We start from the raw sequence: 10,640 nt of genomic DNA on the forward strand, positions 1-10,640 counted from the left end.
CCGGCCTCGGCGAAGGTCCGGGCGTCGGCCACGGTGTGCCCGCCCGGCCCGCAGGGCAGCAGGCCGGGCGTCAGGGCGGAGGCGAGCAGCCGCAGCGCCGGGGCGAGGCCCCGCTGCCGGGCGGCGTCTTGGCAGCGGGGCCACAGGTCCGTGTCCCGGTGCGTCACGGTGGTCACCGCCCGCCCCGTTCGATCAGGCAGACGGCCAGGTCGCCGGTGTCGGGCTCGTGGTCGACGACGGCGATCCGCTCCTCCCTCCCGGCCGCCCAGGCGGGGTCGGCGGCGAGGGTGGTGAGGGTGCCGGAGGCCGGGTGGCCCGGCGGGGTGCGCACGATCCGGCCGGGGTGGCCGGGCAGGTCGCGCGCCGGGTCGAGGGCGGCGCCGAGGACCAACGGGCAGCCGGTGGCGTCCAGTTCGGCCAGGGCGGTGCGGACGGCGGCCGGCACGTCGTCCGGTCCGGTGCCGGTGCGCTGCCACAGGGTGAGCCGGCCGAGGGAGCCGGTGTCGGTCAGCAGCAGCGCCAGGCCGGCGTCCCCGGCGAGGTCCCGTCCGGTCTCGTACGGGAAGGTGGCCTGGTCGAGCACGAACACCGCGACGCTGCGCAGGTCGTGCCGCCGGGTGTAGGCGTCGGCCAGGCGCAGCGCGGCGAAGGGGGCGTTGGAGCCGCACTCGGAGACGGCGAAGGAGAGCGGCCCGCCGGGGACGCGCTCGGAGAGGCTGGTGACGGCGGCGAGCCGGCAGTCCAGGTCCGGGGTGGCGTGGGCGACCACGGCCAGGTCGATCGGCGGCGCCTGCGCGACTCCGGGCTCGCGCGCGTCTCGCGGGTCGAGCGCGGCGAGCAGCTCCCCGGCCATGTCGGCGAAGGTGTTCCCGGCCGCCTCCCGGACCAGCTCCGGCCGGTGGTCGACGCCGTAGGCGGCCGTCAGGTCGGCGAAGTGGCGCAGCGAGAAGGCGTCGTCGATCCGTGCCCGGCCCGGTGGGAACCTCCGGTGGGTGATCGCGGCGAGCCCGAGCGGGAAGACGGCGGGCGCCTCCCAGGGGCCCTTCGTCGGTACGGTCCGGACCGGCATGCTCAGCCGCCCAGTTCCGTGGCCACGAAGTCGGCCAGCGAGCGGACGCTCGCGAAGTGGGCCATCTCCAGCGAGTCGGTGTCGAACTCGACGTCCAGCGACTCCTCCAGCCGCATCAGCAGCTCGAAGACGCCGGTGGAGTCGAGGCCGAGCTCGTCGAAGAGCCGGGACTCCTCGGTGAGTTCGGGCAGGTCGTAGTCGAGCACCTCGCCGAGGGCGGCGGAGATCTCGGTGACGATCCGCGCGCGGTCCGTGCCGGTGGCTCCGGTCATGGTCGGCATTCCTTCCGGGGGTTGGGGGTGGGGGCGTGCGACAACTAGCTGGAGTGGCCGAGGAGTTCGGGGGCGATCGGGCGCTGGTGGCGCAGCAGGTCCTCCGGGCGGTCGGGCTCGCGGACCAGGTGCGCCTCGCCGTCGAGCACCAGCACCTCGGCCGGGTAGCCGTGGCTGAGGAAGTGCACGGGGGAGGCGGTCGGCCCGTACGCGCCGGAGCGCAGCACGCCGAGCAGGTCGCCCGGCCGCACCGGCGGCAGCTCGGCCTTCTTGGCCAGGGTGTCGTTGGGCGTGCAGAGCGGGCCGGTGACGTTCCACACCTCGGTGGCGGGCTCGTCGAGCCGGTTGAGCAGCAGCATCGGGAAGTTGCGCTTGACGAAGGAGCCGATGCCGACCGCCGCCATGTGGTGGTGGGTGCCGCCGTCGGCGACCGCGAAGCGCTCGCCCAGCGACTCCTTCACGTACCGGATCCGGGTGACGTAGGTGCCGGCCAGCGCGGTGAGGTAGCGGCCGAGCTCCATCACCAGCCGGGTGCCGGGGTGGCGTTCGGCGAACGCGGCGACCAGCGGGTTGATCCCGGCGGCGAGTTTCGGCAGGTCGAGGTCCCGTTCGCCGTCGAAGTAGGCGACGCCGAGGCCGCCGCCGACGTCCACCAGCTCCAGCTCGAAGTCCAGGGCGGCGCTGAGGCGTTCGGCGAGGTCGAAGATCCGCTCGGTGTTCTCGACGATGGTGTCCTCGATCAGGATGCGGGTGCCCATGTAGACCTGGACGCCCATCACCCGCACCGCCGGGTGGCGTGCCACCAGCCCCGGGTCGGCCAGGAGTTGGGCCTCGTCCATGCCGAACTGGCGGGGCTTGCCGCCCATGGTGAGGCCGGAGCCCTTGACCGAGAAGCTCGGGTTGACCCGCAGCGCGACCGGCGCCACGGTGCCGCGCTCGCGGGCGAGTTCGTCGATCAGCGCGAGTTCCTGGAGGGACTCGCAGACGATCGCCGCGATCTCCTCGTCCAGGCAGGCGAGCAGTTCCTCCCGGCTCTTGCCCGGCCCGAGGAAGAGGATGTCCCGGCCGGCCACCCCGGCCTGCCGGGCGGTGCGCAGCTCGGTGAGCGAGGAGACCTCGGCGCGGGCGCCGTGGGCGTGGAGCAGGGCGCAGATGGCGAGGTTGGGGTTGGACTTGAGGGAGAAGAACACCTGGAGCCTGGGGTCCAGGTGCTCGCGCAGGTCGCGCATCCGCCCGGTCAGGGCGTCCCCGTCGTAGAGGAAGAGCGGGGTGCCGTACCGCTGGGCGATCTCGGTGACGGGTGTGCCCTGGATCTCGAAGACGTCGCTCATGGCCGGTCCCCTCTCTCCCGCCGGTCGAGCCGGTCGGCGATCTCCGCGTCGATGGTGGTCAGTTCCTCCGCCGAGTCCGCGAGGACGATCCCGTACAGCCGGCCGTCGACCGGGGCGTCGCCGCCGGTGAACGCCGCGTTGACGGTGGCGAAGTTGTTCACCAGCAGGCCGGTGCCGCCGGCCGGGTCGAGCAGCAGGCCGTCGAGCAGCCGGCGCAGCTCGTCGAAGGCCAGCGGTGCGGTCAGCCGCAGCGGGTAGTGGCGGGCGATGGCGACCTGTTGCGGCTTGACGAACCGTTCCTGCAGACGGACCTGGTAGGTGGACATGTTGTTGCGGGCGTTGATCTCCACGACCGGGTAGATCCCGCCGTCCGGGTCCACCATGGCGTCCACGCCCACCACGCCGTGGAAGCCGTCCGCGGCCAGCCGCTTGCCGAGCAGGTCCGCGGCGGTGCGCAGCTCGTCGACCTGGTCGGCGCCGAGCCGGGCGGGCATCCGGTGGCCCTTGTGGACGCCGTCCTCGGTGAGCTGCTCCTTGACGAAGTCGAACGCCACCGAGCCGTCCAGGCCCACCGTGAACTGGTAGTTGAGGTCGGTGCTCTTGGCGACCCACTCCTCGACCACCATGGCGATCCGCGGCCGGCCGGAGGCCTCGACCTGCTTGGCGATCAGCCCGAGGATCCGCTCGCCGCGGCGCCGGCTGGTCAGCCGGGCGATGCCCTTGCCGGAGACGCCGAACGCCTCCTTCACCACGGCCCGGCCGTCGCCGAGCTCGGCGTCCACCGCCGCGAAGGCGTCGGCGAGTTCGGCGAGCGTCTCGCAGGCCCAGCCGCGGGGCTGGCGCAGGCCGAGCTCGTCGGCGATCCGGCGGCTGTAGACCTTGCTGTTGACGGCCTTGCAGGTGGCCGCGTCCGGCCCGGCCAGGCGCAGCCCGGTGGCCGCGGCGAGGCGCTCCTCCGGCTCGGACACGCCGTGGGCGGCGATCCGGCAGCCGTCGGCGGCCAGGCCCGCCAGTTCGGCGAGCAGGGCCGGGTCGGCCAGGGCGTCCTCGGTGACGGTGCGCTGCGGGTCCTGGGCGGCGGGGACGTGGACGTGCGGCAGGTCCAGGCCGAGCCCGGCCAGGTAGCCGAGGTAGTCGCCGTCCGGCCGGGTCTTGAGCACCACGTGGTCCCGGCCGCCGGCCAGCAGCAGCGCGAACTCGTCCATCCGGTTGACCACGGCGCTGGAGGTGGCGGCGGAGAGCCGGGGCAGAGTGTGCTCGCCGAGCGCCCACTGCTGCTCCACCTCGAAGTTGCCCAGGAAGAGCAGCCGGGCGTCGGGGGAGCCGGTCAGGGCGAGGGCCAGCCGGTCGGCGGCATCGGGGGCATCGGCGGCATCGGGGGTCCGGCCCCCGTCGCGGGCGCCCATCAGTGCCTCACGACCATCGCGGCGAAGGACTGGCCGAGCCCCGCGGAGGTCATCAGGTAGGTGTCCCCGGGCCGCAGCAGGCCGAGTTCGAGCGCCGACTGGTAGTTGATGAAGGGGTCGGCGCAGAAGCAGTGGCCGGTCCGGCCGATGTTCTCCAGGAAGATGCGGTCCCGGTCGATGCCGAGCGCGTTGGCGGCGACCGTCCAGGAGACCCGGTTGACGTTGTGCGGCAGCACCAGGTCGAGGTCGCCGACGGCCAGGCCGGCCGCGGCCAGGGCGCCGTCGATGACCTCGGCCATCGCGTCCTGGTAGATCCGCTTGGCCTCGCGGGCGCCCTCGGCGTCGAGGTCGATGACGCCGTCCTCGCGGCCGTGGATGCGGGCGTGGTAGCCGAGCACCCGGTTGCGGTCGCCGCCGGCGCCCACCAGGACGGCGGTGACGCCCTCGCCCATGATCGAGACGTCCTCGACCCACTGGGAGAACGGGGTGAGCGTCTTGTCCCCGGCCAGCACCAGCGCGAGCGCGTCCGGGTCGCCGTCCGCCGCCAGCAGGGTGCCGGCCGCGTCCACCGCGAGCAGTCCGGTCGCGCAGCCGTGGTCGGCCACCGAGAAGACCTTCGCCCGGCGCAGCCCCAGCGACTCGCAGACCGTCCGCAGCGGGCTGACCGGGTACGGTGCGGTGGTGCGCAGCCCCTTGGCGCGCACCACGTACCGGATCCGGTCCTCCTGCCCGGCGAGGGCGTCGAGCTTGCCCGCCGCGGTGGCCAGCAGTTCCGCCTCGGACTGGTCGGGCGCCTGGCAGATCCGGTCGAGGCCGTACAGCCTGGTGAACCGGCGCACCTGCTGGTCGGTCAGCCCCAGCGGCTCCCGCAGCTGTTCGACCGAGACCGTCGGTGGCAGGTAGCTCGATACCGCTTCTATCGACGTCATGCGACGGGGCCTCCTCGCGACAAGGATCGGAGCCCCACCAGATTCGCCGGGAACGCTGACAGGCTGCTGACGCCCGGCTGATCGCCGGACGGCAGCCCGTTGCGCGGGTTGTCAGGCCTGCTTGACCTGGATGCGCCCGTTGCTGGTGCTCAGGTCGAGCTGGTAGCGGCCGGACGGGTCGTCGGAGACCCCGATGTCCTTGTGGCCGTTGCCGGTCTTCGCGGACACCTTGTACGTGGCGCTCGGCACGACCAGGGTGATGGCGCCGTTGGACGTCGACGCGGAGACGTCCTGCGGCTTGGTCGAGACGAGGTCGATCGCCCCGTTGTGGGTCTCGGTCTGGATGCGGCTGCCGTTCAGCCCGCGCCCGGTGATGGCGCCGTTGGTGGTCTTCACCTCCGTGGTGCCGTTCACCCCGTCCAGGCTGACCGCCCCGGAGTGGGTGGACACCTGCACGTTGCCCACCTGGGTCAGGTTGACCGAGCCGGAGTTGGTCTGGCCGCTGACCGGCAGGCCCGGGGGGACCTCGACGGTGTAGGTGACCGAGCAGTACTGGCCGCAGCCGCCCAGCACCAGGACGCCGTTCTCGACCCGGCTCGTCACCCCGGGCTTGTCGTTCTTGTAGCTGACCGACCGGTGCACGGAGACCTTGTCGAGGCCGTCCTTGCCGCGCAGGGTCACGCCGCCGGAGGTGGTGTCGAGCCGTACGGCGGTGATCTTGTCGCTCACCGTGGCGTCGTCGTCGAAGTTGTTGTCGGGAGCCAACCCGCACGCGCTGAGACCGCCCACGGCGGCCGCGAGGACGACGAAGGACGCGAGACGGCCGGACTGCTGGCGCATGTCATTCCCCAGATCTGAAGGACGTTCCTGGACAGGCCCCGTCGCGGGGCGGACCCCACGAAGCTATCCCGCTGGGAAAGCCGGGGACCATGGGGCTAACCCCCGTCTCCTGAGGGGGAGTTCCCCCAAACGGTGGATGTCAGGCGAATGTCAGTTCCGGGTCAGCGCAGCCGTCCAGAGTCGAGGCATGACAGCGCTGACGGCACGGGCTCCCGAGCGGACCCTGGGCGTACTGGGCGGCATGGGCCCGGCGGCGACCGCGGAGTTCCTGCGGCTGCTCGCGGCCGACGCGCCGGCCTCCCGGGACCAGCAGCACCCCCGGTTGCTGCTGCTGTCCGAGCCGGGCATCCCGGACCGCACCGCCGCGATCCTCGGCGGCGACGACGAGCCCGGGCGGCGGGTGCGGGAGTGCCTGCGCACGCTGGCCGGCTGGGGCGCGGACCTGCTGGCCGTCCCCTGCAACACGGCGCACGTCTTCCTGGACGGCTTCGCCGCCACCTCGCCCGTCCCGGTGGTCGACATCGTCGACGCCACCCTGGACGAGGCCGTCCGGCTGAGCCCGGACGGCGGCTGGCTCACGGCGACCACCGGGACCGTGCGCAGCGGCCTCTACCAGCGGCGGGCCGCGGCCCGGGGCTACCGGCTGCTGGTGCCCGACGGCGGGACGCAGGAGGCGGTCCACGGGGCCGCCGAACGGGTGAAGGCCGGACGGGCCGAGGAGGCCGGCGCCGCCTTCCGGGAGGCCGTCGGACGGCTCTGGCGGCGCCGGCGGCTGCCGGTGGTGGCGGCCTGCACCGAACTCCCGCTCGCCTACCGGAGCGCGGGCCTGCCGCCGGAGCTGATGGTCTCCAGCCTGGCCGCGCTCTCCCGGGCCTGCATCGCCGAGCTGTACCGGAGCGTCCCGGTGCGGTCCTGAGGCGCGCGCGTACGCGTACGGGCCGGTCAGCCGCAGCCGCCCGCGTGGCCGTCGTCGACGGCCCGGGCGCCGAGCCCGACCGCGGGGGCGGCCGGCGGTGGCAGCGCCCCGTCGCCGCCGGCCCGGGCCCGCAGGTGGGCGACGAAGTCCGGCAGCCGGTCCAGCCCCCAGAAGCGGTTGAAGCCCTGGACGAAGAACGGGACGCCGAACACCCCGTCGTCGCAGATGTCCTTGAGCAGCAGGGCCCCCTGCCGGCGCAGCTCCGGGTCGTCGCTCGCACCCGCCAACTCCGACGGGTCGAGGCCCAGTTCGGCCCCGATCCCGGCGATGACGGTCCGGTCGCAGATGTCCCGGCCCTGCTCCCAGCGGGCCCGGTAGGCGGCCGCGACGAACTGCGGGCCGAGACCCCCGCGCAGGGCCCGCAGATAGGCCAGGTGGGGGACCTCCCACACCGGGTCGCGGTCCACCGGCCAGCGGAACGCGATCCCCCGCGCGGCGGTGAGGCGCCGCACGTCCTGGAGGACGTACAGGTGCTTGGCGCGGGACATCGCGGTGTACGGGAACGAGCCGCCCAGCTCGGCCAGCAGCCGCTCGCTGGTGCCGTCCGGTTCGAAGAAGGGCCGCCACTCCACCGCCCCGGCGACGTCCGGGTGCCGCTCCAGCAGCTCCCGGTAGGCGAGCCAGGAGTACGGGCTGCGCAGCGAGAAGTAGAACCGCGGAGCCCTGCCGGACCCGCTCACCTCGGGTCTCCCACAAGGCCCCGGCTTTCGAGCCGGGGAGACAGGGGTCCATCCGCCCAGGGAGTGGGGGACACTCCTTGGTTTGGAGCCGCGATACGACGGAGCGAGCTGCGCGGGTTCGGGCGGAGGTCGTTGTCAGTGGTCCTCGATAGGTTGATCGTGTGCATCTTCGGTACTCCTATCGCATCTATCCGACGGTTGGTCAGCGCGAGGCTCTGGCCCGTACGTTCGGGTGTGCGCGGGTTGTGTACAACGACGCCTTGGCGGCACGGAAGGACGCCCGCAAGAGCGGCTTTCCGTACCCTAGGAGCTCCGACCTGCAGAAGCAGGTCATCACGGCGGCGAAGGGGACACCGGAGCGCGCTTGGCTTGCTTCGGTCGGGGTGGACCCGTTGATCCAATCGCTGAGGGACCTGGATGCGGCTTACCAGAACTTCTTCGACTCCGTCTCGGGCAAGCGTGCCGGCTGCCCTGTGGGGCTTCCCCGGTTCAAGTCCCGCAAGGACAATCGGCAGTCGCTGCGGTTCACCCGCAACGGGTTCCGCATCCGGGGGAACGGGAAGCTGAACCTGGCGAAGATCGGCGACGTGCGGGTGAAGTGGTCCCGGAACCTTCCGGCCGACCCGTCGTCGGTGACGATCGTGCTCGATCCGGCCGGCCGCTACCACGCCTCGTTCGTGGTGGACGTGGAGCCAGAACCCTTGCCCGAGGTTCAGGCCGAGGTCGGCATCGACCTCGGCCTGACCACCTACGCCGTCCTCTCCGACGGCGGCGTGATCGACAACCCGCGCTTCCTGCGCAAGGCGGAGAAGAGGCTCAAGGTCGCGCAACGGGAGTTGTCCCGTAAGGCCAAGGGCAGCAAGAACCGGGAGAGGGCCCGGGTGAAGGTCGCCAGGGCGCATGCCAAGGTGGCCGACACCCGCCGGGACTGGCTGCACAAGCAGACCACCAGGATCATCCGCGAGAACCAAGCGGTATACCTGGAGGACCTGAATGTGCGCGGCCTCGCACGGGGCCGTCTGGCCAAGTCCGTTCACGACGCCGGATGGGCCGCCTTCCGGCGCCTGCTCGAAGAGAAGGCGGCCCGGTACGGGCGTACCGTCGGCATCGTGCACCGCATGTTCCCGTCGTCCCAGCTCTGCTCGCGGTGCGGACACCGCGACGGTCCCAAGCCCCTGGTGGTACGGGAGTGGGCCTGTGGTGCGTGCGGTGTGCTGCATGGTCGTGACCTCAACGCTGCTCGGAACATCCTGGCCGCCGGGCAGGCGGACAGGCTAAACGCCCCTGGAGGGCCGGTCAGTCCCGGCGTGGCAATCCCACGCCGGGCACGGCCCGGCGAACGGGGAACCCACCTCGGCGACTTGCGACCCACGGGCAACCGTGCCGCAGGCGTGGGAGGAATCCCCATTCATCAGGGTGGGGAGGATGTCAAAGCACGAGCCCGCCGTCGACGCCGAAGACCTGCCCGGTGATGTACGAGGCGCGGTCGGACAGCAGGAAGGAGACCAGGTCGGCGACCTCCTCGGGGCGGCCGAGGCGGCCCAGCGGAATGCGTCCGGTGAGGTCGGCGCCCTCGGCGAGGGCGGAGGTCATGTCGGTCTCGATGAAGCCGGGCGCCACGGAGTTGACCCGGATGCCGCGTGGCGCGACCTCCTTGGCCAGCGCCTTGGAGAACCCGATGATCCCGGCCTTGGACGCCGAGTAGTTGGTCTGGGTGGCGTTGCCGTACACGCCGGCCACCGAGGACATCGTCACCAGGGCGCCGGCGCGGCGCTTCATCATCGCGAACACCGCCGCCCGGCAGACGTGGTACGTGCCGTCCAGGTTGACCCGCATGACGTCCTGCCAGGCCTGCTCGGTGAGCAGCACCAGCGGGTTGTCCCGGACGATGCCGGCCGAGGAGACGACCGCGTGGAGCGGGCCCAGCTCCTGCTCGGCGGCCTTGACGAAGGCCTCGGCCTGGGCGCGGTCGGCCACGTCGACCCGCCGGGCCAGCACCCGGGCGCCGGCCGCCTCGGCCTCCTTCGCGGTCTCCGCCGCGGCCTCCTCCCGGGACTGGTAGCAGAACGCCACGTCGTAGCCGTCGGCGGCGAGCCGGGCCACCACGCTGCGTCCGATGCCCCGGGACCCTCCGGTCACCAGGGCGACCCGTCGTGCGGACATCAGGACCTCCCGTCGGTCGTGCTTCCAGGGGCCCGGAGGAGTTCCGCCGGGCGCAGCGCCAGCGTCAACTGGCCAACCTCCAGCACCGGGTGGCCGTCCACGGTGCTGCGGCCGGACGTGATGAAGGAGTCGCCCAGGGCGCGGACCATGGTGACCTCGTGCACCACGACCGAGCCGGGGCGGACCGGGCCGAGCACCCGGACGTCCCGGGTCCGGGCCAGCAGCACGACCTGCCCGTCCAGCACGTTGGCGTTCGGCCGCTCCCAACAGGACAGCAGCACCGCGCACTGCGCCCAGGACTCCAGCAGCTGGCCGAGCGGGTAGTCGTACTCCTCGTTGGCGGCGTCCTCGGGCACGTCCCGGTAGGCGGGCTCGGCGAGGGTGACCGCCTTGTACGCGACGAGCCGGCGGCCCGGTTCGATCTCGGCGATCCGGTCGACCAGCAGCGCGGGGTGGCGGTGCGGGACGACCGAGGTGATGGCGGCGATGTCCTTCACAGGGCCTCCCGGGGGTAGAACAGGGTGATCTCGGCGGCGAGTCGGTCGTCGGCGTGGACCTGGGCGCAGACCCGGACCCCGTCGTGGTCGCGCTGGATCCGGGCGTCGACGGCGATCTCGTCGCCGGGCCGCACCGGGCTCAGGAAGCGCGCCCGGGTGAGCTCGGCCCGGCCGGGGCCGGGGACGGCGGCCGCGGCCGCCAGCTCGTGGACGTACTGCACCAGGCCGAAGCCGGGGACCACCGGCAGTCCGGGGTAGTGCCCGCGCAGGAACGGTTCGGCCGCGGTCAGCACGACGGTGCCCCGGACGTGCCGCGCCACCGGTTCGCCGGCCGCGCCGGGGGGTTCCGGGCGGCCGTCCGGCTCCGCCACGGTCAACGCTGTGAGCATCATGGTCTGTCCCTCCTCTGTGTCGGGGCTGTCCGGGCCTGCCGACCGGGCCCCGCCGGGGCCGGGCCTGCCGCGACCGGGCCCCGCC

General features: G+C 73.0%; 12 protein-coding genes. 2 read left to right on the forward strand and 10 right to left on the reverse strand.

Annotated features, from left to right (window positions below; translation table 11 throughout):
• Positions 1-172: 172 nt before the first annotated feature.
• The 6 genes from AE652_RS24430 to AE652_RS24455 all read right to left on the reverse strand — a co-directional run bounded on the left by AE652_RS24430 (position 173) and on the right by AE652_RS24455 (position 5,847).
• Positions 173-1,069, reverse strand: coding sequence for a hypothetical protein (locus tag AE652_RS24430; protein WP_049655072.1), 897 nt, complete (start codon positions 1,067-1,069; stop codon positions 173-175).
• A gap of 2 nt (positions 1,070-1,071) precedes the next feature.
• Positions 1,072-1,341: an acyl carrier protein gene (locus AE652_RS24435; RefSeq protein WP_049655074.1), complete on the reverse strand. Its 270-nt coding sequence runs from the start codon at positions 1,339-1,341 to the stop codon at positions 1,072-1,074.
• A 44-nt stretch (positions 1,342-1,385) separates the two neighbouring features.
• Positions 1,386-2,672 carry a type III PLP-dependent enzyme gene (locus AE652_RS24440; RefSeq protein WP_049655076.1) on the reverse strand — a complete coding sequence of 429 codons (1,287 nt, stop codon included), beginning with the start codon at positions 2,670-2,672 and terminating at the stop codon, positions 1,386-1,388.
• Positions 2,669-4,078 (reverse strand): ATP-grasp domain-containing protein, encoded by a 1,410-nt coding sequence (locus AE652_RS24445; RefSeq protein ID WP_049655078.1) that lies wholly within the window; start codon positions 4,076-4,078, stop codon positions 2,669-2,671. The genes AE652_RS24440 and AE652_RS24445 overlap by 4 nt, the downstream gene beginning before the upstream one ends.
• Positions 4,078-5,007, reverse strand: a complete 930-nt coding sequence (locus tag AE652_RS24450; protein WP_049655080.1) for a 3-oxoacyl-[acyl-carrier-protein] synthase III C-terminal domain-containing protein — start codon at positions 5,005-5,007, stop codon at positions 4,078-4,080. The genes AE652_RS24445 and AE652_RS24450 overlap by 1 nt, the downstream gene beginning before the upstream one ends.
• Positions 5,008-5,118: 111 nt before the next feature.
• Positions 5,119-5,847 carry a DUF4097 family beta strand repeat-containing protein gene (locus AE652_RS24455; protein WP_049655082.1) on the reverse strand — a complete coding sequence of 243 codons (729 nt, stop codon included), beginning with the start codon at positions 5,845-5,847 and terminating at the stop codon, positions 5,119-5,121.
• 187 nt (positions 5,848-6,034) lie between these two features.
• Between AE652_RS24455 and AE652_RS24460 the strand changes: the two genes are divergently transcribed.
• Positions 6,035-6,763, forward strand: coding sequence for an aspartate/glutamate racemase family protein (locus AE652_RS24460; RefSeq protein ID WP_053112228.1), 729 nt, complete (start codon positions 6,035-6,037; stop codon positions 6,761-6,763).
• 26 nt (positions 6,764-6,789) lie between these two features.
• On the opposite strand, the gene AE652_RS24465 is transcribed toward AE652_RS24460, so the two are convergent.
• Entirely contained in the window at positions 6,790-7,503 is a 714-nt protein-coding gene (locus AE652_RS24465) for a 2-hydroxychromene-2-carboxylate isomerase (RefSeq protein WP_049655087.1), read from the reverse strand.
• Positions 7,504-7,664: 161 nt separating this feature from the next.
• Here AE652_RS24465 and AE652_RS24470 point away from each other — a divergent pair, with 161 nt between their 5' ends.
• Positions 7,665-8,975, forward strand: a complete 1,311-nt coding sequence (locus AE652_RS24470) for an RNA-guided endonuclease TnpB family protein (protein ID WP_063780247.1) — start codon at positions 7,665-7,667, stop codon at positions 8,973-8,975.
• On the opposite strand, the gene fabG is transcribed toward AE652_RS24470, so the two are convergent.
• From fabG to AE652_RS24485, 3 genes are read right to left on the reverse strand one after another with little or no spacing between them, the layout of a single operon-like run.
• Complete coding sequence (gene fabG, locus AE652_RS24475; RefSeq protein ID WP_049655090.1) at positions 8,932-9,666, reverse strand: 3-oxoacyl-[acyl-carrier-protein] reductase; 735 nt, start codon at positions 9,664-9,666, stop codon at positions 8,932-8,934. The two genes, AE652_RS24470 and fabG, sit on opposite strands and share 44 nt — an antisense overlap.
• Positions 9,666-10,163: a 3-hydroxyacyl-ACP dehydratase FabZ family protein gene (locus AE652_RS24480; RefSeq protein ID WP_049655093.1), complete on the reverse strand. Its 498-nt coding sequence runs from the start codon at positions 10,161-10,163 to the stop codon at positions 9,666-9,668. Before AE652_RS24480 ends, fabG begins: the two co-directional genes overlap by 1 nt.
• Positions 10,160-10,555 (reverse strand): hypothetical protein, encoded by a 396-nt coding sequence (locus AE652_RS24485; RefSeq protein ID WP_049655096.1) that lies wholly within the window; start codon positions 10,553-10,555, stop codon positions 10,160-10,162. Before AE652_RS24485 ends, AE652_RS24480 begins: the two co-directional genes overlap by 4 nt.
• Positions 10,556-10,640: the final 85 nt, after the last annotated feature.

Origin of the sequence: Kitasatospora sp. MY 5-36, assembly GCF_001182915.1 — a bacterium.
Classification (GTDB): domain Bacteria; phylum Actinomycetota; class Actinomycetes; order Streptomycetales; family Streptomycetaceae; genus Kitasatospora.